Source organism: Providencia sp. Marseille-Q8014 (assembly GCF_965112055.1).
This window is the reverse complement of record NZ_CBCOPT010000001.1, coordinates 3,026,673-3,050,221: the sequence shown is the minus strand read 5'-3', so window position 1 is coordinate 3,050,221 and position 23,549 is coordinate 3,026,673. Positions and strand designations below refer to the sequence as shown.

General features: G+C 42.3%; 20 protein-coding genes. 9 read left to right on the top strand and 11 right to left on the bottom strand.

Annotated features, from left to right (window positions below; all coding sequences use genetic code 11):
- Positions 1–151: 151 nt before the first annotated feature.
- The 6 genes from artM to ACWPW6_RS13420 form a co-directional block, all read right to left on the bottom strand.
- Positions 152–820 (bottom strand): arginine ABC transporter permease ArtM, encoded by a 669-nt coding sequence (gene artM, locus ACWPW6_RS13445; protein WP_154622376.1) that lies wholly within the window; start codon positions 818–820, stop codon positions 152–154.
- The gene (artQ, locus tag ACWPW6_RS13440; RefSeq protein WP_154622377.1) at positions 817–1,557 is read right to left on the bottom strand and encodes an arginine ABC transporter permease ArtQ; all 741 of its coding nucleotides are present in this window, start codon (positions 1,555–1,557) and stop codon (positions 817–819) included. Before artQ ends, artM begins: the two co-directional genes overlap by 4 nt.
- 12 nt (positions 1,558–1,569) lie before the next feature.
- A complete protein-coding gene (gene artJ, locus ACWPW6_RS13435; RefSeq protein ID WP_249999151.1) occupies positions 1,570–2,313 on the bottom strand; it encodes an arginine ABC transporter substrate-binding protein in 744 nt (247 codons plus the stop codon).
- An 18-nt stretch (positions 2,314–2,331) separates the two neighbouring features.
- A complete protein-coding gene (artP, locus tag ACWPW6_RS13430) occupies positions 2,332–3,060 on the bottom strand; it encodes an arginine ABC transporter ATP-binding protein ArtP (RefSeq protein WP_154622379.1) in 729 nt (242 codons plus the stop codon).
- Between the two features lie 104 nt (positions 3,061–3,164).
- A complete protein-coding gene (locus tag ACWPW6_RS13425; RefSeq protein WP_163862669.1) occupies positions 3,165–4,640 on the bottom strand; it encodes a DUF2867 domain-containing protein in 1,476 nt (491 codons plus the stop codon).
- Positions 4,641–4,782: 142 nt separating this feature from the next.
- On the bottom strand, positions 4,783–5,682 hold the full coding sequence (locus ACWPW6_RS13420; RefSeq protein WP_154635650.1) for a lysine exporter LysO family protein: 900 nt from the start codon (positions 5,680–5,682) through the stop codon (positions 4,783–4,785).
- 456 nt (positions 5,683–6,138) lie between these two features.
- Here ACWPW6_RS13420 and ACWPW6_RS13415 point away from each other — a divergent pair, with 456 nt between their 5' ends.
- The 7 genes from ACWPW6_RS13415 (at position 6,139) to ACWPW6_RS13385 (ending at position 15,245) form a co-directional block, all read left to right on the top strand.
- Complete coding sequence (locus tag ACWPW6_RS13415) at positions 6,139–7,803, top strand: ATP-dependent nuclease (protein WP_249999149.1); 1,665 nt, start codon at positions 6,139–6,141, stop codon at positions 7,801–7,803.
- 81 nt (positions 7,804–7,884) lie between these two features.
- Positions 7,885–8,991 (top strand): macrolide transporter subunit MacA, encoded by a 1,107-nt coding sequence (macA, locus tag ACWPW6_RS13410; RefSeq protein WP_249999147.1) that lies wholly within the window; start codon positions 7,885–7,887, stop codon positions 8,989–8,991.
- A 1-nt stretch (position 8,992) separates the two neighbouring features.
- Positions 8,993–10,936, top strand: coding sequence for a macrolide ABC transporter ATP-binding protein/permease MacB (gene macB / locus ACWPW6_RS13405; protein ID WP_154621786.1), 1,944 nt, complete (start codon positions 8,993–8,995; stop codon positions 10,934–10,936).
- Positions 10,937–11,221: 285 nt separating this feature from the next.
- Positions 11,222–12,568: a purine-cytosine permease family protein gene (locus tag ACWPW6_RS13400; protein ID WP_154623182.1), complete on the top strand. Its 1,347-nt coding sequence runs from the start codon at positions 11,222–11,224 to the stop codon at positions 12,566–12,568.
- Positions 12,569–12,579: 11 nt separating this feature from the next.
- A complete protein-coding gene (locus ACWPW6_RS13395; protein WP_196714112.1) occupies positions 12,580–13,425 on the top strand; it encodes a nitrilase-related carbon-nitrogen hydrolase in 846 nt (281 codons plus the stop codon).
- A complete protein-coding gene (locus ACWPW6_RS13390) occupies positions 13,422–14,171 on the top strand; it encodes an IclR family transcriptional regulator (RefSeq protein WP_154623178.1) in 750 nt (249 codons plus the stop codon). The genes ACWPW6_RS13395 and ACWPW6_RS13390 overlap by 4 nt, the downstream gene beginning before the upstream one ends.
- Before the next feature lie 135 nt (positions 14,172–14,306).
- Entirely contained in the window at positions 14,307–15,245 is a 939-nt protein-coding gene (locus ACWPW6_RS13385) for a DUF1177 domain-containing protein (RefSeq protein WP_154623177.1), read from the top strand.
- A 102-nt stretch (positions 15,246–15,347) separates the two neighbouring features.
- On the opposite strand, the gene cspD is transcribed toward ACWPW6_RS13385, so the two are convergent.
- The gene (cspD, locus tag ACWPW6_RS13380; protein ID WP_154623175.1) at positions 15,348–15,599 is read right to left on the bottom strand and encodes a cold shock-like protein CspD; all 252 of its coding nucleotides are present in this window, start codon (positions 15,597–15,599) and stop codon (positions 15,348–15,350) included.
- Between the two features lie 384 nt (positions 15,600–15,983).
- Between cspD and clpS the strand changes: the two genes are divergently transcribed.
- Together clpS and clpA are read left to right on the top strand one after the other, a co-directional pair.
- Positions 15,984–16,304: an ATP-dependent Clp protease adapter ClpS gene (clpS, locus tag ACWPW6_RS13375; protein WP_154623173.1), complete on the top strand. Its 321-nt coding sequence runs from the start codon at positions 15,984–15,986 to the stop codon at positions 16,302–16,304.
- Between the two features lie 30 nt (positions 16,305–16,334).
- Positions 16,335–18,620, top strand: a complete 2,286-nt coding sequence (clpA, locus tag ACWPW6_RS13370) for an ATP-dependent Clp protease ATP-binding subunit ClpA (RefSeq protein ID WP_154623172.1) — start codon at positions 16,335–16,337, stop codon at positions 18,618–18,620.
- Between the two features lie 74 nt (positions 18,621–18,694).
- Here the strand turns inward: clpA and infA are convergent, their stop codons facing one another.
- From infA to cydD, 4 genes are all read right to left on the bottom strand, one after another.
- Positions 18,695–18,913, bottom strand: a complete 219-nt coding sequence (gene infA, locus ACWPW6_RS13365; protein ID WP_004244560.1) for a translation initiation factor IF-1 — start codon at positions 18,911–18,913, stop codon at positions 18,695–18,697.
- 140 nt (positions 18,914–19,053) lie between these two features.
- Positions 19,054–19,755, bottom strand: coding sequence for a leucyl/phenylalanyl-tRNA--protein transferase (aat, locus tag ACWPW6_RS13360; protein ID WP_154623170.1), 702 nt, complete (start codon positions 19,753–19,755; stop codon positions 19,054–19,056).
- An 8-nt stretch (positions 19,756–19,763) separates the two neighbouring features.
- A complete protein-coding gene (gene cydC, locus ACWPW6_RS13355; protein ID WP_196714110.1) occupies positions 19,764–21,506 on the bottom strand; it encodes a heme ABC transporter ATP-binding protein/permease CydC in 1,743 nt (580 codons plus the stop codon).
- 2 nt (positions 21,507–21,508) lie between these two features.
- The gene (cydD, locus tag ACWPW6_RS13350; RefSeq protein WP_249999144.1) at positions 21,509–23,275 is read right to left on the bottom strand and encodes a heme ABC transporter permease/ATP-binding protein CydD; all 1,767 of its coding nucleotides are present in this window, start codon (positions 23,273–23,275) and stop codon (positions 21,509–21,511) included.
- Between the last annotated feature and the right edge of the window lie 274 nt (positions 23,276–23,549).

Here is a 23,549-nt window from a genome sequence, read left to right as displayed (position 1 = left end):
GAGTGATGGCGCTTTGACTTGATAGGTATCTGATAGACAGGAACGATACAGTTGCAGCCATCTGTTGAGTGGCTGCGACGTAAATTCGTAGAATTGGATATGATGGCGCTAATTTCATGATGGCATATGGCAATATGCCATCATGAAAAGCTTAACTTCGTTGTTCAAACGCGAGTGCTTGGCGCTCAATCAATCGCATAATAATGGTTAAGATGGCATTAACAACAAGATAAATAATACCAGCAGCGACAAACGCCATAACATCCCAACTTTGCCCAAACACTTGGCTACTGTAGCCCATAATATCCATCATCGTGATGGTACTGGCTAATGATGTACTCTTGAAGATCAACACGACTTCATTTGAATAAGAAGATAGAGAGCGTTTGAAAGCATAAGGCAGAATAATGCGCATAGTTTGTGCTTTAGACATACCTAATGCTTGGCAAGATTGCCACTGTCCTGAGGGAATCGCTTTTACCGCACCGTGGAAAAGTAATGTTGAGTAAGCCGCACTATTTAATGCCAACGCAATCACAGCACAGACCCATGGTGTCGAAATAAAATCCCATAAAACAGGGTAGTTCTGTAATGATTTAAATTGGCTAGGGCCATTATAAATTAAAAAGAACTGCACTAATAATGGGGTTCCCGTAAATAGCGTGATGTAAACCTTCACCGCTTGGGAAATCACCGGTGTTTTCAAAGATAGAATCAATGTAAAGACTACCGCCAAGACAAAAGCGATAAACAATGCACTGAACGTCAATGATAAACTGGTCGGTAAGCCAGGAAGAATATTAAGAATTAAATCGATCATTGCGATTCACCTCGCTCAAAACGGGTTGTACGCAACTCGATTCGTTTTAGGATGACTTGGCTCAATAAGGTGATCGCTAAGTAGATTAAGCCAACAATCGCATACCATGTAAACGGTTCATGGGTACGGTTAACGATGGTTTTAGTCTGCAACATTAAATCATTAACACTGATTAAAGAAACTAAAGCGGTATCTTTGAGTAAAACTAACCACTGGTTCCCTAATCCGGGCAGCGCATGACGCCACATCTGAGGCATGATAAAGCGAAAGAAAATAGTTCGTTTAGTTAATCCGAGGGCTAAACCAGCTTCCCATTGCCCATAAGGTACGGCTTTTAAGGCTCCTCGTAGCGTCTGTGATGCATAGGATGCATACAGTAGAGCCAGTGCAACCACACCGCAAGCAAAAGGCGTAAAGTCGAACTCACCACTTTCCGCAAAGAAAATGCTTGGATCAATTTGTAAGGTGGTTTGCCAGAAACCAAGGTTGATATCAATACCATCGCCTAATAGGTTTATCAGTTGCAGTGTCCCGAAGTAAACAAACAGGACAACCAGCAGTTCTGGTAAGCCTCGAATTAACGTTACCCAACAGGTTCCTAAAAATGCGATTGGTTTAAATCGAACGGATTCCCAAGCTGTGAATAGCATGGCGAGAATCAAACCCAATATAAGGGCAGAAACAGCAAGGCCGACGGTCAGACCGGCGGCACTTGTTAGAAAAAGAAAATTATTCATTAACAGTATCGATTATTGTTCAAACCATTTTTTATAGATAACGTCATAAGTACCATCTGCTTTGACTTCTGCGAGTGCCTTATTCATTTTATCTAATAACTCTTTATTACCTTTACGTACTGCAATACCGAGACCAATGCCGAAGTATTGTGGGTCTGTGACTTTTTCACCAACAGGTGCTAAGTTTTCGTTATCTTTAGCTTTTAGCCATTCGTCGGCAACCGCAGTATCGCCAAACACGGCATCAATACGGCCATTTTGTAGGTCAAGAATGGCAGATTGATAGTTATCATAAGGCACAGTTGTCATACCTTTATGTTGTTCCATGATGTATTTTTGGTGAGTTGTTCCGTTTTGTACACCAATTTTTTTACCTTGCAGTTGATCGACCGAAGAAACCTTCTCTTTAATGGCGATAAATTCGGCTGAGTTAGGATAGTAAGTATCCGTGAAATCAACTTGTTTTTGACGATCTGGCGTAATATCTATTCCTGCCATCAATGCTTCAAAACGACGGAATTTTAGACTTGGGATCAAGCTATCGAAGGATTGGTGAGTAAATGTGCATGTTGCATTCATTTTTTCACACATAGCATTCGCCAAATCAACATCAAAGCCAACGATTTGGTTATTTTTATCGAACATTTCAAATGGTGCGTATGTTGCTTCTGTTGCAAAACGGATAGTCTCTTTTTCCGCCGCAGTTGCAGATAAGGTTACAGCGCCAAGTAGTGCAGCTAATATCATTTTTTTCATTGCTTAATCCTATATCTATTAATGTGACAGATAGTTTGCAAATGCTTGAGTTTGAGGAGCAGTGAAGTGGCTAGCATCCCCTTGTTCAACAATATGGCCGTTTTCCATATACACCACACGGCTAGCGGCTTTACGGGCGATCTCTACTTCATGAGTAACGATAACCTGTGTAATTCCTGTTGCTGACAATTCCCGAATAATATCGACAACTTGTGCCGTAATTTCAGGATCAAGTGCCGCAGTAGGTTCATCAAATAGCAGCACTTGGGGTTCCATCATCAGTGCACGGGCAATGGCAACACGTTGCTGTTGACCACCCGATAAATGTAACGGAAAACGTGTTGCGAATTGTGTTAGGCGTAAACGCTCTAGCAATTTCTCCGCTTTGGCTTTTGCTTCTTGACGTGACAGCTTTAAAACTCGGCATGGTGCTTCAATAAGGTTATCTAAAACGGTCAAATGTGGCCACAAGTTGTATTGTTGAAATACCATACCTACATTTTGGCGCAATGCACGGATCGCCTTGGCATCGGGTGTAGATGCAAAGTCAAATTGCTGACCTGCAATGTTAAGCAAACCTGAACGTGGCATCTCGAGCAGATTTAACACGCGTAATAAAGAGCTTTTACCAGCGCCGCTTGGACCGAGTAACACCATGGTTTCTCCGGCTGGGCACTCTAAGTTAATATCAAAAAGTGCCTGATGAGAGCCGTAAAAACAGTTTATATTTTTTAATTGAATGCTCATGCTTACCAATAATACCTTGTTTAATTGACACAGATATTAATCCTGTAAGCATATTTATGCAATATTGTATGCATAAAAATTTGGTTTTTATCTTCAATCAATGATTATTTTGAAGATAATTGCTCTGTTTGTGGTTTATGAGCACGCTGTTTATCGCGTTCAAAAGCCAGCTCACTGATGCGTTTTGCCATTCCTTTAAAAATAAATAAATGTGCTGGCATCATGGCGAACCAATACAGTAATCCACTGAAGCCAGCAGGATGCCACCAAGCACGTACATCAATTGAACGGCGACTTCCGGTATCATGAATCGTAAAGGTGAGACGGCCTAAACCTGGCGCTTTCATACCAAATAATAAACTAAGCTGTTTTTCTGGTTCGATATTAATCACTCTCCAGCCATCGATCTCATCACCTAGCTGAAGTTCTTCGCGATCAGGCCGACCATATTTCACCTTGTTTAGCATCATGTCATCCATAATCGCACGGGTCTTCCAAAGGGCATTGGCATAAAAGTAGCCATCTTTCCCCCCAATTTGTTGTACGACGTGCCATAAAGATTCTGTGCTGGCGGAGGTACCGAGGGTAAAACCTGCTTGTTTAGGATAAAAACCATAACCTGGGCGCCAACGTTTTTTAACTTCAGGATCGTATCCCCAATCTGCATTATCGATCGCATCGGCTTCTTGAGATAAAGTCATTCTGACAGCATCATCAAATGAAACTAACGTTTGTGGGATCAATTGGCGTAGCGCTTTATCATCTGCTGGCAGATCATGTTGTAGGCCTTGGATCAACTCTTTCGCAATGGAAGGTGGTACTGAAGTGATTAGACTAATGAAATGTACCGAAATCATACTGATTGGAATGGGAATAGGGATCAGTAACCGACGTTTGCCGCTGATTTTGATAAAGCGTTTAAATAATTCTTGGTAGCTCATATATTCTGGGCCACCGGCATCATAGATATGATCTTCCGTGACAGGCAGTTTTGCGAATTCAGTTAAATAATAAAGGATATTACTCAATGCGATTGGTGATGATTTTGAGCGAACCCAACGTGGCGGAGTCAAAATGGCTAAGTTGTAAACCATATCACGCATGATTTCAAAGGCGGCGGAACCCGAACCAACAATGATAGCCGAGCGAATTTCGGTGACAGGCACTTTGCTTTCGCGCAGGATCTCTCCGGTTAAACGGCGAGAGATTAAATGCTGTGAATAACTATGGCCATGCTGTAATGAACTAAGATAAATGACATGTTTTACATTAGACTCATCAAGCGCTTGCTGAACATGACGTGCCGCAGTGCGTTCACGTTCAATGAGATTGGCTTGATCCGCCATGCTATGAACGAGGAAATAGACAATATCGATTTCCTGCATAATATCATTGAGTGTTTCAGGATCTTGTAAATCAACATAGATGCATTGCGTGTCTTGCCAACCTTGGGAGAGCATCCAATCTACACGTCTTGCTGCTGCTGTCACTTGATGGCCTTGTTTAATTAATTCAGGGATTAAATTCTGCCCGATATAGCCACTCGCCCCCAAGACTAAAATACGTTGTTTTTCACTCATGTTGGTTTCCTATTTCGCACTCATCTAACGCTATTGTGACTGAAATTCTACTTATGTAAAGCGCTGTTAAATATCGTCATTTTAGGATACCTGCTTATTCACTTAGTCATGAATAAGCAGGTGGATATAAAGAAAAAGGGGGTTAGGTAAAGAAGGCCATTAAGATAGGGGTAACGAGACTCAGCACGAAGCCATGAACAATCGCTGCGGGAACAATAGAAACCCCTCCACTACGCTGGAGAACGGGAAGTGTAAAATCCATTGACGTGGAGCCACATATCCCTAAAGCCGTAGAACGGTAGCGATTAATCATTAGAGGAATTAGCATAATTGCGGCAAGTTCACGAGCAAGGTCATTAAAGAACGCGGCACTTCCCATAACAGGGCCGTAAGCATCGGTTAATACGATACCCGTTAAGGAATACCAGCCAAAACCTGAGGCTAATGCCAGTCCCATTTTGACCGGTAGACCCAATAATATTGCAGCAATAGCACCACCTGCGAGTGCACTGACGGCCATTACAAAGGCAATCGTTGTACCACGACGGTTAACTAATATCTGTTTAATACTCATGCCACTGTTACGTAGTTGCAAGCCAACTAAGAGTAATAGGGCCATTAAAGCTATTTGGCTACCTTTATCGGCATAGTGAAGAAAATCAAAGCCGGTTAAGCCGACCAAGAAACCGATTAACAAAACACCACATAGCTGGAGTGATTCGAAAACCATCTTGATACGTGAAGGCGGTTTTTCTTGTTTATGCTTTGGAATTTTCCAAGGATCAAGCTTATCTAATAGCAAGAGTGAAATCAGGTTGAGCGAAAAGATACAACCAAAAAATGTTAGTGCGTAGATTAAAATGGAAAAGAGGTGAACACTTAAGTTTTCAAGTAAGGCGAGTGTAACCCCCATTAAAAATAAAATGATATATACCATTGAATTTAATGCACGATGGGTAATATCTAAGATCTTTTTATTTTTTATAGGGATAAGATAACCTAGTGTTAACGGTAGTAAAATAATGAGTAGTCCTGAATACATTTTGCATCCTTAAATTTATCCCATTAACAAGGAGTTATATAATCATTATTATATTTTAAAATGATTTTGCCTGTATCCTGTTTTTATAACAGCAGGCCAAATACTTTTATTACAACAACTATTACAGCAACGTCTTTTTCTCTAGCTATCGATAAAAAATAGGATAAAAAGACTAAAAAATAAAGTTTAACTATTTTATAACACTAAAAATAGATGCTCAATATGGTTCGCTATACTCGGTATACTACAAGTGTATTGAATGGTTGACTACCTGCATTTTTGTTAGCGATTTGGCTCTACATGCTTTTCCAATCCATTTATCTACTGTTTTACTACGTGTCGAATTATTTAGAGTATATATTGATGTAAATATATTTAATTTTTGAGCACTCTTATAGTCAGTCTATCGGTTAATAAGGTAAACTCTAAAAATAGTGAATAGCAAGGAGAGGGTGTATGTATCTGGAACGTGTGGAAATATACGGTTTTAGAGGGATTAACCGGCTCTCATTAGCTTTGAATAAAAATACGGTTTTAGTAGGTGAAAACTCGTGGGGAAAGTCGAGTCTTTTAGATGCATTGACTCTCTTACTTTCACCAGAACAGGAACATTATCAGTTTAATAAGCACGACTTTTATCATCCAACGGGCGATGACACTTCGCGGTTTCGTTCATTACAGATAGTGCTTAAATTTTGTGAAAATCGGCCCGGACGCCATCGTTCATTTCGTTTTCGTCATCTTAGTTCTGTTTGGGTCGATAATGGTGATGATTTAAAACATATTTTTTATCGTGTTAGTGCAGTATTAAATGACGATGGAAGCATTAGTGTTGATCGTAGTTTCCTTAATGCGGGAGGAAACAAGTTATCTTTGGATAATGTCGGTAAGTATATTAAAGAAATTATTCGTTTATACCCTGTTATCCGTTTACGTGACGCCCGTTTTCTCCCCTCATTAAACACCGAGACCATTGTGTCAGGTGAAAAAGAAGTTCGTGATATTTTTAATGTACGTATGGAAGAACTGACGCGAGCCTTGATCAATAACCCACAAAGGCTGAGCGATGAAGAGTTAGTTGAAGGCGTTGATGCAATGCAGCAATTACTCAGCCATTATTTTGCTGGGCAAAGCGCATTCATGTTTCAAGAAAAGAATGAAACGATTAAAATTGAGCCCCGCAAACGAGGTTGGCAGGCCTTAGATAATATCAGCCGCATTATTGCTAAACCCAATCAACGTAATATCCGGTTGATTATATTAGGAATGTTTTCTTCTCTGCTACAATCAAAAGGCAATCTGCAACTGGATAAGTATGCTCGGCCTCTCGTCATTGTCGAAGACCCTGAGACACGATTACACCCGATTATGTTGTCGATTGCTTGGGGGCTGTTAAATCTTTTTTCGCTACAACGTCTTACGACAACAAACTCAGGGGAGCTTTTATCACAGGTTCCCATTGAAAATATTTGCCGTTTAGTACGGGATTCCGGCAAAGTCTCTGCTTATCGTTTACGAGAGAATGAGTTATCCGCAGAAGAAATTCGTAAAATCTCCTTTCATATCCGTTTTAACCGGCCTTCTGCAATGTTTGCTCGCTGTTGGTTACTGGTGGAAGGAGAAACTGAAATTTGGTTGATGAATGAGTTAGCTAGACAATGTAATTATTACTTTGAAACCGAAGGGATCAAGGTGATTGAATTTGCACAAAGTGGTCTTAAGCCTTTGTTAAAGTTTGCCAATGGAATGGGTATAGAATGGCATACATTGGTTGATGGTGACGAAGCAGGCAAAAAATATGCGGCAACGGCGATTAGTTTTGCTGAAAAAATGCATGATACAGAGCGCGATCGATTAACACGGTTACCCGCACCCGATATGGAGCATTTCTTGTATCGTGAAGGCTTTGGGCATCTTTACCACGAAATATCGGGGATCCCTGATAACGCAAAAGTGTCAACGCGACGAGTGATTATTAAAGCGATTTCAAAAGCCTCAAAACCTGATCTTGCGATAGCCATTGTTAACCGCGCGGCAGAATTAGGGCCCGACTCAATACCATCACAACTCAAAAGCATGTTTTCACGAGTCGCGTGGCTAGCGAGGGGGAAAGCTTACTAAGTAACATCATAAGCAGGTTTTGAAGAGAGTGAATTTTTGAGGGGGCGTAGCCCTCTCTTTATTGTTATAGGTATGGATTGAATGAGAGCAAATTCACGTAAAAAAAAGTGGCTGATTTCTTTATCAGTAATTTTGATTTTGATGGTTATCGCATTGTTATTTTTTGGGGGAGAACAAAAAGAAGTCTTTCAAACAATTTCTGTGACGCGAGGTGATTTAAATAAGCAAGTTCAAGCAACAGGGAAACTGGACGCGGTCAGAAAAGTTGATGTTGGTGCGCAGGTTAGCGGGCAACTACAAACCTTGTATGTGAAAGAGGGCGATAACGTCAAAAAAGGCGATTTACTTGCTGTTATCGATCCCCAAAAAGCACAAAACGATGTTACCGAATCTCAAGAAACGATTCATGAGTTAGAATCTAATTTAGCCTTAGCAAAAGCGGAATTACGTTTAGCAGAGGTGACTTACCAACGCCAATTGAGTCTATCCAAACTTCAAGCGGTTTCTAAACAAGATTTAGATAAAGCGCAAACAGATGTTGAAGTGAAAAAGGCACAGGTAGCAACGTATCAATCACAGATTAAGCGTAATCAAGCCACTTTAGATACCGCTAAAACGAATCTTAAATACACGCAGATTACCGCGCCAATGGATGGCATTGTGACCTTTATTAAAACATTACAAGGTCAAACGGTGATAGCGGCGCAAGAGGCTCCTACCATTTTAACGTTAGCTGATCTCGATACCATGCTAGTAAAGACTGAAGTATCAGAAGCTGATGTGATTTATCTTAAGCCTGGTCAAGCTGCCTCATTTACCGTATTAGGTGCTCCCGATAAACGCTTTTCAGGGGTATTGAAAGATATTTTACCGACGCCTGAAAAAATTAATGATGCAATCTTTTACTACGCGCGTTTTGAGGTGCCTAATCCTCAGCATTTACTGAAATTGCAAATGACGGCACAGGTGCAAATTGATCTCGAATCACATAAAGATGTCCTGCTTTTACCTTTGTCGGCATTAGGCACAGAAGTTTCACCGCAGGTGTATGACGTTGAGATCCTTAATGGTGAAAATGCCGAGAAGCGCCAGATAAAAATTGGTAGCCGCAATGATATTTATGTTGAAGTCATTGATGGCTTAAAAGAAGGCGAACAGGTTATCACTAGTCGCAGCACGGTGGATTAATATGTCGGCCTTATTAGAACTGAAAGGGATAACTCGACGTTATCCCGCTGGTGAAACCGAAATTACCGTACTGAAAGACGTCTCACTAAAGATTGAAGCAGGGGAGATGGTTGCCATTATTGGCGCTTCAGGCTCAGGTAAATCAACATTAATGAATATCATTGGATGTTTGGATAAGCCGAGTTCAGGCGAGTATTTCGTTGCTCAACAAACAATTTCACAGCTTGATAATAATCAGTTAGCGGAATTGCGTCGAGAGCACTTTGGTTTTATTTTTCAACGTTATCATTTGTTAAGCCATTTAACGGCGGAGCAAAATGTTGAGGTTCCAGCCGTTTATGCGGGGGTGGGCAAAACACAGCGACGTCAAAGAGCGATTGAATTACTGGCCAAATTAGGGCTTAAAGAACGCGCAGAATATCGGCCTAATCAGCTGTCTGGTGGGCAACAACAGCGAGTCAGTATTGCACGAGCATTAATGAATGGCGGTCAAGTGATCCTTGCTGACGAACCTACAGGTGCTCTTGATAGCCATTCAGGTGAAGAGGTCATGAAAATCCTCAAAGACCTGCGCGCACAAGGTCACACCGTAATCATTGTTACTCATGATCCAAAAGTGGCCCAGCAGGCTGAACGCATCATTGAAATTAAAGACGGTGAAATCATTCGTGATTCCGGAACAGTGACAACGTCAGCACCACCGCGATTAAAAAAATCCGCCCCGAGAAAAATGTCCTTGTCACAAATGTACGGCCGATTCAGTGAAGCACTGTTAATGGCATGGCGTGCCATGGTCGTGAATAAAATGCGTACCTTATTGACGATGCTGGGCATTATTATTGGTATTGCGTCAGTCGTCTCCATCATGGTGATAGGGGATGCTGCACAGGGAATGGTACTTAATGATATTAAATCAATTGGTACGAATACCATCTCAGTGTATCCAGGCGAGGATTTTGGTAGCGATAATGCACAAGACCGGCAATCGTTAAAACCAGCCGATGTTGATGCCATTGCAAAGCAGCCCTATGTTCAAGCGGTATCTGGTGAGTTATCTCAATCAACTCGATTACGCCGAGGCAATTTAGATGCTTCAGCACGATTATTAGGCGTTGGGCGTGATTATTTTCAAGTTTATGCCGAAAAATTTTCTGAGGGGATGAACTTTACTGAAGATATGGTGAGACGTAGAGCTCAAGTGGTCGTGATTGATGCTAATACGAAACGACGTTTTTTCCCTAATCAGAAACAAGTGGTTGGTGAAACTATTTTGATTGGTAATATGCCAGCAACGGTGATTGGGGTATTAGCGGAACAAAAATCAATTTTTGGTTCAGATAATTCATTATCGATTTGGTTGCCTGATACCACCGTCAATAGCAAAATCGTAAACCGACCTTATTTGGATAGTATTGTTGTTAGGGTTAAAGAGGGCATTGATGCCAAAGTAGCAGAGCAACAAATCACTCGTTTGTTAACACTGCGACACGGTAAAAAAGATATTTTTACCTATAATATCGACACGCTAGTGAAAACCGCCGAAAAAACCACGCGTACGATGCAGCTATTTCTCACCTTAGTGGCTGTTATTTCACTGGTTGTTGGCGGGATTGGGGTAATGAATATCATGTTGGTGTCTGTAACAGAGCGCACACGAGAAATTGGTATTCGTATGGCTGTAGGAGCACGAACGAGTGATGTGATGCAACAATTTTTAATTGAGGCAGTGCTCGTCTGTTTGATGGGGGGAGGAATGGGCATAGCCCTTTCTTATGGTATCAGCCTACTTGCTCAAATGGCATTACCTGGCTGGGAGTTTGTTTTTCAGCCAATCGCGTTGATTAGTGCATTTGTGTGTTCGACTGCGATCGGTATTATTTTTGGGTTCTTACCTGCAAGAAGTGCCGCTAGATTAAACCCTATTGATGCGTTAGCCAGAGAATAACTTCCCTCTTTTTTCAAATTTGTGAAGCACCTCTAATCATTAAAGAGGTGCTTCAACATCCTTATTTTTATATTAATTTCCCTTCTAAAGGTTTTGTTTTCCGTCTTTAGTAATATTTCGACACCTAAAAATATATCTTAAAAGATAAATTTTACTTGCGATTTGGTAGCGAAGGCGGATATCATTCATCTCGTGGAATAAATGAAACCCAGTTCCATAAAATGGAACCGGATAATAAGCCAAAAAAAATTTAACAGCAAAGATTCTCACAGCAGGAATACTAAAATGGCGAATAAAATGGGTGAAGATTATTCTCTGGCTAGGGTACCTCTCAGTGCCCGTCGGCCATTTTATGAAGTCCTAATAATCCGTATTGGTTCACTGGCCTGTGTTTCACAGGTGATGTTAGGGGCCGCTCTCGGTTATGGACTGACTTTTTGGCAAGCGTTTTGGGCCACCATGCTAGGTTCAGTTATTTTACAAGTCGTTAGCTGGGCATTAGGTGCAGCTGCGTGCCGCGAAGGAATGTCAATCAGTCTACTGTCACGGTGGTCTGGGTTTGGTAAGTTAGGATCTGCTCTGATTGGTGGCGCTATTGCGATTTCACTGATGGGGTGGTTCGGCGTACAAAACGGTTTCTTTGCGGATGGTATGTATAAAGCGACGAATGTGCTAACACCAGGGACTTGGTCGCTTATTACAGGTATTGCGGTGACGATTATTACGGTATATGGGTATCGCTTTTTATCTATTACCGCCAATATTTCAACGCCGCTATTTTTACTCGCGTTAGTCTGGGCAACTTATAATCTGCTTTCAGGGCAGGATATTAGTGTCCTCATCAGTAGTGCTGAACCAGCAGGGCCTCTTATGACTTTACCCGCGGCCATTACTATGGTTGCTGGTGGGTTTATTATTTCCGCTGTCACAACGCCCGATATTAGTCGTTTCATGAAAAGCCCAAAAGAGGTTTTTTGGATGACTCTTATCGGGACTTTTTTTGGTGAGTTGTTAGTTAATATGATCGCCGTATTGATGGCGCTGGCATTACATACGTCTCAGGTATTCGATTTGATGATGACACTAACTGGGCTAGTTGGCGCATCAATTGTTATCTTCTCAACCATCAAAATGAACGATATTAACCTATATTCATCATCTTTAGGTTTTTCGACTTTATTGAACGCTATTTTTAATAAACGTTTTGATCGTCGTTATCTCACATGGGTCATTGGTATTTTTGGCACTATTGCTTCAATGCTAGGTATTTTAGATAACTTTATTGGTTTTCTGATTTATTTAGGAATAGCGATTCCGCCTGTTGCTGGCATCATGGTCATTGATTACTACTTATTAAAACGTGATCGTAAAGAATTAGAGACAACAAGAGCGAAAGGGGAACTCCCACTGACTTGTGAGGCGTTTAACCCTATTACGCTAATTGTTTGGATCATTGCTGTGATCGTCGGTTGGCTAAGTTCTGAATTAGGTCCTTTTAATGCCGACTTTGGTGTACCTGCACTGAATTCACTGCTTGCAAGTGCTCTTCTATATTGGATTGGAATGCGTTGGCAAGCTCGCATTAGAGGTGTTGATACGGTTCAATTCCGTAAAGTAAGTCACTCAGATTAAGGATGAGAGCGATGAGTAATCACATCGTTAAAGTTGCGCTTGCACAATTTAATTCTACGCTTGGTGATAAGACCCAAAATTTACAGCGTATGACGGATTTTTGTCATCAAGCCGCTGAACAAGGCGCTAAGCTGATCTGCTTCCCTGAATTGGCAACAACAGGTTATCGAGGCGATTTGCTCTCTACGCGATTATGGGATCTTAGCGATAGTACAGGCAGTGAAACCTATCAATTATTCAGTTCACTGGCTACCCGTTTGGATCTCACTATTGTGAGTGGTTTTGCCGAAAGAGGTCATTATTTAGGCGAGGTATATAACTCTGTCGGTGTCTGGAACCCTGGGTGTGAAGATATCAGCGGTGTTTTTCGCAAAGTTCATGCATTTGGCATCGAAAAACAGTGGTTCAGCTGTGGCAGTGACTATCCCGTCTTTGAGACGCCAATCGGCAAAATAGGCATCATGATTTGTTATGACATGGGCTTCCCCGAGGTGGCACGAATTCTGACTTTAAATGGTGCAGAATTATTGATCGCACCTTCTGCATGGTGCATCCAAGACAGAGACATGTGGGATATTAATACCGCTTGTCGTGCTCTTGAAAATGGGACTCACTTGCTAGCAGTGAATCGTTGGGGTCATGAAGGTGATTTACATTTGTTTGGTGGAAGTAAAATTTTAGGTCCTAGAGGACAACTTCTTAATGAGGCTCGCTGTGATAGCGAGGCATTGCTCATGGGAGAAGTAAACTTTCTTGTTCAGGCACATACTCGCCTGAATATTCCTTATTTAAGAGATCGAAAACCACAAAGCTATCAGGCATTGGTGCAAAATTCTCCGTTTACAGGTGAGTTATGAGTATTCTCTCAAGTGTTGTCGATGTATACCGTTTGTTTCTTCGCTCAGGCGATGAGCTTACAGTGACAACGTTAGTTAATGAATTGGGAATGCCAAAAAGCTCTGCATCGCGTTTATTAAAACAGATGGCGGAGTATGGCTTACTCGAAAAGAAAAATGATGCGCCTATTTATCGTCCGGGTTTGATCATTATGGAATTAGCTCATCATGCTAGAGGGATGAACCCTGTTATTGATATGGTGCTTGAATCGCTGGATGAGCTGACGAAAGAAACGGGTTATACCACTTATGTCTCTTTAAGAGATAAAGATAAGGTTCGGGTCGTGCATGCCCGAATTGGTAATAGTATGTTGCAAGTCATCACTCGACCGGGAACTAAGTTACCGATAGCGGGGACTTCGACAGGAAAAGCCTTGCTGTCTCGTAACTCGTTAAGCGAGCGCGAGGTGATTATTTGCCAAGAACCACAAGAGAAACAAGATCAGTTACGTCAAGAACTGAATATGATTGAAGAACGGGGTTGGGCATATTCGATTAATGAATCGGTTCCAGGAGTGGCTTCTGTATCGAGTACTGTTTATGACCCAGCGCAAGGTACCCTCTATGCATTGTGCTTGAGTTTACCTGCATCACAGATTACGCCTGAATTATTAGACCAGCTAGCCACACAAATATGTCATAAAGCATCCTATATTGGCAGCATGGTAGGCGATTCTTATTGGTTAAAACGTAGTATTAAACCATAAACATAACAATTAAATTTTATAGTGCGTGAATACGCCTTCACCAGGAAATAGGGTCAATTATCTGTTGTTATTCTCAATAATTTGCGAAATAACAACAGAATTGACCTGAAGTTGTAAAAATACCAAGGGTAAAATATGAGTTTAAAACAGACCCTGTGCGCTTACGAGTTAATCGATAGTGCCGTTGTTAGTGGGGATGATATTGTTGCCTTATTTAAGCATTTCACTGGCGTTGAGGTATCCTCAAAAACAGTGCAAGACGAAAAAGGGCAAAGTGATTTTGTTCGTATAGTCATTCCAGGAAGTCAGGGGAAATTACAAGGTAAAAACACACCGACACTTGGCATTATAGGTCGTTTGGGCGGAATTGGCGCGAGGCCATCGCGTATTGGCGTTGTCTCTGATGCCGATGGTGCGATCGCGGCGATTGCGGCGGCGCTAAAACTCGCCAATATGCGTGAAAGCGGTGATATTTTGAAGGGTGATGTGATTATAACAACACATATCTGCCCAACAGCACCGACCCGTCCTCATAGCCCCGTTGATTTTATGGATTCCCCTCTTAATGATGAGACGATGAATCAACATGAAGCCATTCCTGAAGCTGATGCCATATTATCGGTAGATACAACCAAGGGAAATCGCTTACTGAACCACAAAGGGTATGCATTGTCGCCGACAGTTAAAGAAGGTTATATCCTACCGGTTGCTGAAGACTTATTGCGATTAATGGAATGGAGCAGCGGGCAACATGCGGTGACCTTCCCACTCGCAGTGCAAGATATTACACCTTACGGTAATGGCTTACACCACATCAATAGTATTATGCAACCATCGGTATCAACCACAGCGCCTGTGGTGGGGGTTGCTATTTGCACACAAACGATTGTCCCGGGGTGTTCCACAGGTGCCAGCCATGAAGTGGACATTGCTGCCGCGGTGAAGTTTATGATTGAAGTTGCTAAAGAATTTAGTAGCGGGCATTGCCAATTCTATGATGAAGAGCAGTTTGCTTTACTTAAATCACTTTACGGTGACCTATCATTTTTGCAAACACACAGCCGCCCGCGCTGATCTCTGCATATTGTTTAGAAATAGACACAGTTAACTACCAAAAATTGTCATGTCATCATTACTGAATGCATGAAGTAATTAACTGTGCTCTATTAGGCTGAATTATTCTTGAGGCGTTGCCTCCGCACTTGTATTATTCAATGTACCATTTTCAATCGGAATGATGAGATTGGCATGGTTTCCTTTTGGGCCAGTATTAATACTAAAATTGACTTTCTGGCCAGCCTTTAATGTCCTGTAACCATCCATCTGTATGCAGGAGTAATGAGCGAAAATATCTTCTCCCCCATTTTCTGGGCAGATGAAACCAAAGCCTTTGGCGTTATTGAACCATTTAACTGTACCTGTCTCCATACATCGTCCTTCGTATTTACAAGTTGTGTTTGACATAAATGCATAATCACTATGCATCGACTAAGTATAATTACCCATATTGACTGTCTGCAAATCATACTGTAGTGAATTGCCTTCGGACGTCAAGCGATCAGTTTGCGGATTTTTGGCAAAGTGATAAAAATTTGATATGGCTAACGCTCCTTCCTTTATAAACTTTGAAGTTGGTCACAAACTATTGGTCATATGAGTTACTTTGAATAGCGTGTTACACTGTTATTAGAGTGAATCAATGATTGATAAAACAAATGATTCTCACGACATTTAATTGTTATCTTGATTAATAGAAATCATTGATAATAAAGGTTATGCTTAATTGAATCTTAACTCCGAGCACGACAAGTAATGAGCGATTTTCTTGGTACATTTAAAACAGATGTCATTATTAAGGATGAAGTGGAACAAGTCTTACAGCCACCTTCAATGTATAAGGTTATATTAAATAATGATGACTACACTCCAATGGATTTTGTTGTTGAAGTGTTACAAAAATACTTTTCTTTTGATGAAGAACGCGCTACACAGATAATGTTAGATGTTCATTTTCAGGGAAAAGGGGTTTGCGGTATTTTTACGGCAGAGGTTGCTGAAACAAAAGCGGCACAAGTTAACAGCTATGCGCGCGAACATGAGTACCCTTTGTTGTGCACAATAGAAAAAGTGTGAACTAGCTAATATCAATTTTGGGAGGTGCTTATGCTCAATCAAGAACTGGAGCTTAGTCTGAACGTCGCATTTGCAAAAGCGAAAGATAATCGACACGAATTTATGACAGTGGAGCACCTGTTGCTGGCATTATTAAGTAACACGTCAGCGCGTGAAGCATTGGATGCCTGTAAAGTTGACCTCGTTGTCTTGAGGCAAGAGCTTGAGCACTTTATTGCGCAAACGACACCACTGTTACCTGAAAATGATAATCGTGATACGCAACCCACTTTAAGTTTTCAGCGTGTTCTACAACGCGCTGTTTTCCACGTTCAATCATCTGGGCGTCATGAAGTGAGTGGTGCCAATGTTCTTGTGGCAATCTTCAGTGAACAAGAATCACAAGCCGCTTATTTATTGCGTAAACATGACGTAAGCCGTTTAGATGTTGTTAACTTCATTTCTCATGGCACCATTAAAGGCGAAAACCCAGCGCAATCTGAGCAAGATGCCGCTAATAGCCAAGTTAGCAATGAAGAGCAGCCTGTTTCCGATGATCACATGGATAACTTTACGACGAACCTCAATCAATTGGCGAAACAAGGCAATATTGACCCTCTGGTGGGGCGTCAGGCCGAGCTAGAAAGAACCATTCAAGTTCTGTGCCGCCGTCGTAAAAATAACCCATTGTTGGTCGGTGAATCAGGCGTGGGGAAAACCGCGATAGCGGAAGGGCTTGCATGGCGTATCGAGCAAAATGATGTACCTGAAGTGATGAAAGGCTGCACTATCTACTCACTCGATATTGGCGCTTTGTTGGCGGGGACTAAATACCGTGGTGACTTTGAAAAACGCTTTAAATCACTGTTGAAAATGTTGGAAAAAGACAGTAAAAGCATTCTTTTTATTGATGAAATTCATACTATCATTGGTGCTGGCGCAGCGTCTGGTGGACAAGTGGATGCCGCAAACTTAATCAAGCCATTACTGTCAGGTGGCCGCATTCGCGTGATTGGTTCAACAACCTATCAAGAATTCAGCAATGTATTTGAAAAAGATAGAGCACTTGCACGCCGCTTTCAGAAAATCGATATTGTAGAGCCTACAGCAGAAGAAACCGTTCGTATTATTAATGGGTTAAAACCAAAATACGAATCTCACCATGATGTTCGCTATACCGCGAAAGCGATTCAGGCGGCAGTTGATTTATCCGTTAAATATATTACGGATAGACATTTACCTGATAAAGCGATTGATGTGATCGATGAAGCAGGGGCTAGGACTCGTTTAGTCGCACCCAGCAAGCGCAAGAAAACAATCGGGGTGCCTGAAATTGAATCTGTGGTTGCACGTATTGCGCGTATTCCAGAAAAAACCGTTTCTTCAAGTGATAAAGAGCGTTTGAAAACCTTGGATGCCCGTTTAAAAATGTTGGTGTTTGGGCAAGATGATGCGATTGCAGCGTTAACTGAAGCGATAAAAATGAGTCGTGCTGGTTTAGGCCAAGAGCATAAACCGGTTGGTTCTTTCTTGTTTGCAGGTCCAACAGGTGTTGGTAAAACAGAAGTTACCGTGCAGTTAGCTAAAGCGCTTGATATTAAATTATTGCGTTTTGACATGTCCGAATACATGGAGCGACATACTGTGAGCCGTTTGATCGGGGCTCCCCCAGGGTATGTTGGGTTTGACCAAGGTGGCTTATTAACGGATGCAGTGATTAAACATCCTCATTCAGTAGTGCTACTGGATGAAATTGAAAAAGCACATCCAGATGTGTTCAATATCCTGTTGCAAGTCATGGATCACGGTACTCTGACTGATAATAATGGGCGCAAAGCGGATTTTCGTAATGTTATTATTGTGATGACGACTAACGCGGGGGTTCAAGAAACACAACGCCGTTCTATTGGATTTGCTGAGCAAGATAATAGTACTGACGCCTTATCTGAAATTAAGAAAGTCTTTTCGCCTGAGTTCCGTAACCGCCTTGATGGCATTATTTGGTTCAACTCATTGTCGGTTGAGATTATCACTCAGGTGGTGGATAAATTTATTGTCGAGCTTCAAGCACAATTGGATGAGAAAGGGGTGTCTATTGAGGTTAGCCAAGCGGCTCGCCGCTGGTTATGTGAGAAAGGCTATGATAAGGCAATGGGAGCCCGACCCATGGCACGTGTTATTCAGGATAACCTGAAAAAACCATTAGCAAATGAGTTGTTATTCGGTTCGCTAACTAATGGTGGCTCGGTGAGTATCGGGCTTGATGAAAAAAGCAACACACTGACATATAGCTTCAGTAGCGTGCACAAGGCCTCTCCGGAGGATGCGGTATTCTGACAAATAGACCACAGGTGTGTTGTGCAATAGCACACCACCTGTGGCTGTATCAGGCCTTGCCTGAAGAGATAGAATCAGCGGCTACGGAAAATGATACGGCCTTTGCTCAGGTCGTACGGAGTTAACTCTACAGTTACCTTGTCGCCTGTCAGGATGCGGATATAGTTTTTACGCATTTTTCCAGAAATGTGGGCAGTCACTACGTGACCATTTTCCAGTTCAACACGAAACATTGTGTTTGGCAGGGTATCGAGTACTGTGCCCTGCATTTCAATATTGTCTTCTTTGGCCATCTAATCCTCTAAGTCTAATAACCATGATTTTTAACGGGCAAGATAATGCCCAAAAACCCTCACTAAGTAAAGAAATGTCGCATTTTAAAGCGATTTTTCTTGAGCAGTGTGGGCATAAAATAGCTTAAAGCCAGAATTCGCTATTCGAATAATGACTGTATTTCAATCGATTGCGGTAACCAGCAGGCGGGATCAATCGCTTTGTTACGCCACCGATAAAGAATATGTAAAAAATCCCGACGGGATATTTCTTTTGCGCCTAATGAGGCGGTATGGTGGTTAAGTACCTGACAATCAAAAAGCTGCCCATTATAGCGCAAAAAATGAAAATAGAATGTAATAAAAGCAACTTTGGATGCATCATTCATTCTACTGAACATAGATTCGCCACAAAATAGGTGCCCTAGGTTCACGCCATATAGGCCGCCAACCAGCTCTTCACCATACCAAGCTTCGACAGAATGTGCGACCCCTTGTTGATGTAGAGCCTGATACCCAACGCAAACTTCAGGCACAATCCATGTTCCCTCTTCACGGATAGCACACGCCTCAATAACCTCGTTGAAGGCATGGTTGATGGTGATGCGATATTTTTGCTTTCTCAATAATTTTTTCATTGAACGGCTAATATGCAATTCACCCACCATTAAAACAGCTCGGGGGTCAGGCGACCACCACAATGGCATTTCACCGGGATTAAACCAAGGAAAGATACCATCATAATAAGCAGCCTTAAGCCGTTCAGGTGCTAAATCGCCGCCTATTGCTAACAGGCCATTAGGTTCCCGCATGGCTTCATGCACTGGCGGGAATAAATAGGAGTCATCATCGAGTTGGTACATGATGTGCCTCACAGAACCTGTTGTTGCAAATGGCGTTGACGAAACTGGAAGTAACGTCCTTTTGACGCTAATAATGCTTGATGCGAACCTTGCTCAATAATTTCACCGTTATCCATCACGCAAATGGCATCCATTTGTTCTATGCCTTGCATACGGTGCGTGATGACAATCAGTGTTTTCTCGGCACATTTCTCTTTCAACAACGAAAGGATTTGTTGTTCCGTTTGTGCATCAAGTCCTTCAGTGGGTTCATCCATTAAAATTAATGGCGTGTCATGTAGAAGCGCGCGAGCGATACCTAAACGACGTTGCTCCCCACCTGATAATTGTCGACCGCCTTCACCCATCCATGCATTAAGTTTTTGTTCATTCTCAAGCAAATTGCCGAGGCCGACTTGTTGTAGAACTTCATTAAGTTGCTTATCGGTCGCTTTATCATTCGCAAGAAGTAAATTATTACGTAGCGTATCACTAAAGATATGCACCCTTTGTGGAACGACAGACATAATCGCGCGTAGAGCTTGCTCACTATAGTCACGGATATCCTGCCCATTAATGTAGATCATACCACTATCAACATCCCAAGCTCGGGTTAATAGCTGTAATAATGTTGATTTGCCGCAACCTGTTTTACCCAATAAAGCAATATGTTGGCCTTGTTTTAGTGAAAGTGACACTTGTCTTAAAACAGGGAAAGGCTGCTCAGGATAAGTAAAAGAAATATTATCGACGACAAGGCTTTCCAATTGAGGTAGCGATAAACCTTTTTGTGGAAAGGTGACTTCAGGTTTGGCATCGATTAATTGAGATACTCGCTCCGCTGAAGCGATCACTTGGCCCATATGTTGAAATGCAACGGCCACAGGCCCTAAGGCTTCAAAGGCGGCTAATGCACAGAACACAAATAGAGCGATCAACGCACCAGGGTTTGTGTTCCCTCCGACATGATCTGCTGCCATCCACAACAAGAGTGTTGCAGTAAAGCCGGAAGCAAACAGGATAATCCCTTGGGATAACCCCGTTAGGCTAGCTTGCTGTTGTTGACGTACTTGCCACTGACTTTCAATATCAGACAATGTCTTACGAAAACGGGGAAGGGCACCGAATAAGGTCAATTCAGCTTGCCCTTGCAAGGCCGATGTGAGCACTGTGCGATAATGCGCGCGTAAATGCGTCAGTTCTTGACCGATAGGCTTGCCTGCTCGGTAAAATACGAATGGCAATGTAAACAGTAACAAGAGCATGATACAACCAAGTGTCCACGCTAAGCGAGGATCAAGGAAGCTCAAACCAAAAATCAGGACGAAGATCACCACAAAAGCGGCAAAAATAGGTGATAGCACACGTAAATACAGATGATCTAAGGTTTCCACGTCAGCAACCAAGCGGTTAAGCACCTCCCCTTGACGGAAGCGACTAATTCCGCCTGGTGACAGGGGTAATATTTTGCTGAAGGCGAAAACACGTAAATGTGCCAATACTCGGAATGTCGCGTCATGGCTGACTAATCGTTCAGCATAACGTCCTGCGGTCCGGAAAATTGCGGCGCCTCGCACTCCCGCAGCAGGCAGCATATAGTTGAAGTAGTAAATACCGGGGAAGCCGGCAATAGCCGCGCCTGCTAAGAACCATCCAGATAAGGTGAGGAGCCCGATGCTGGCAAGTAAAGTCACGATGGCTAAGATCATGCCGAGTAGGATCAGAAACCAATGACGGCGATAGAGTGCCAGAAAAGGTAATAGAACTCGCATTATCAAAGCTCCTCATTACGATGGGTCAATAAACGGGCAAATGGCCCAGCGGATTGACTCAGTACTGCATAATTGCCACGCTGAATGATTTGGCCATTTGCCATCACCCAAATTTGGTCATAATTAACGGTTTCTTCCAGCAAATGGGTGACCATAATTGTCGTTTGCTTTTGCGCTAGCTGGTTTAAAGTATGCATAACGCGTTGTTCGCTGTGTGCATCAAGGCTGGCGGCAGGCTCATCAAGCAATAAAATACGGGATGGTTTTAACAGTGTACGCGCAACCGCAACACGTTGTGCTTGCCCAACCGATAACCGTGCCGCATAGTCTCCAAGACGGGTATTTAAGCCATCAGGTAGCATAGGAAGAAACTCTGAGACATAAGCGTCATCCATTGCTTGTTGTATCTCAGCTGCTGAAGCGTTCGGTTTACCTAAACAGATATTCTCGACGAGTGTTTGCTCAGGTAAATGCGGATTTTGCCCAACCCAGCCAATGAATACTCGCCATTTTTCATGGCAAAGCTCGTTCAGTTCATCACCGTTAATTTTAATTGAACCTTGATAAGGCAAAAACCCTAACAATAGATTAAGTAAAGAGCTTTTCCCCGCGCCACTTTGCCCAACAATGGCAACGCGTTGTTGTGGTTCAATAATAAAATCGAGAGGGCCGACAAGACGTTGGCCGTCATGAGAAAAAATTTCTAATCCTTCGGCTTGGATGCGAATAGGTTGGTCGAGCGGTGTTTTATTGCCTGTTTCGGTTACCTGTTCGCCATCGCTTTCTAACAAGGTCACGAGGCTTTCGGCCGCACCTACTGCTTGTGCTTTCGCATGATAATAGGTGCCCAGATCGCGTAGCGGTTGGAAGAACTCAGGGGACAGGATTAAGGCAAGAAAACCCGCAAACATGGTAACAGGTAAGCCATAGCTACCAAAATTTAGCTCGCCGAGATAAGAAAAACCGAAATAGACGGCAACGATAGCAATTGAAATAGAAGCAAAGAACTCTAAAACCCCCGAGGAGAGGAACGCCATTCTGAGTACTTCCATGGTTCGTGAACGGAAATCTTCGGTTGATTCCCGAATTTGTTGAACCTCTGCTTTTTCACGGAAAAATAACCGCAAAGTATCTAACCCGCGTAACCGATCCAAAAAGCTGCCACTGAGGCGACCTAGCGCAATAAAGTTACGACGGTTGGCATCTGCCGCACCAAGGCCGACCAGCGCCATAAAAATGGGAATCAATGGCGCTGTCGCAAAAAGTATCAAACCCGCTGCCCAGTTAAATGGAAAGATGGCAATCAGGATCATCATTGGAATGATACTTGCCAGATACATTTGCGGTAGGTAGCGTGAATAGTATTCTTGCATATCCTCGATTTGTTCGAGAACAATCGTTGCCCAACTCCCCGCGGGTTTACCTTTTACCCACACAGGACCTAATTGTTGCAACTTATTCAAGACCATAGCGCGAACTTCTTGGCGTACGACTTGCCCACAACGAAAGCCAACACGTTCTCGAATTAAGGTTACGAGCGCACGTAATACAAATACGATAAGGAGCAGTACAAAGGGGGTAACCAATTGTTCCCGAGGGATATGATCCATAATCAGTGCTTGCAGTATCACCGCTAAGAACCATGCTTGAGCGATAATGAGCAGGCCACTAACAACGCCTAATAGCATAGAAATGCGTAACCAGCGTTTTGCCGATGTACTATGCTGTTTTAACCAACGTACCAATTCAGTCTGTCTTGTTTTATCCATAATGATCAGTGTGCAGGTATAGTTTTATATTGAGAGTGTGCCGCTAGCTAAAATAAGTGATAGGTTACAGCATAACGGAATTTTTTATCTATCATAACAGCTTCTTTGCGATATGTTGCATAATAAAAGTGTGTTATTAAAACAGCCCAGATAATTGTTATTGATATGTTTTATAAAGGTAAAGAATAATCGACGGTTATTTGAAATTAAAATCAAGAGAATGAATAAATAATTTATCGGTATCCTCTAATCGTGCCATTGATATATGAAGCTA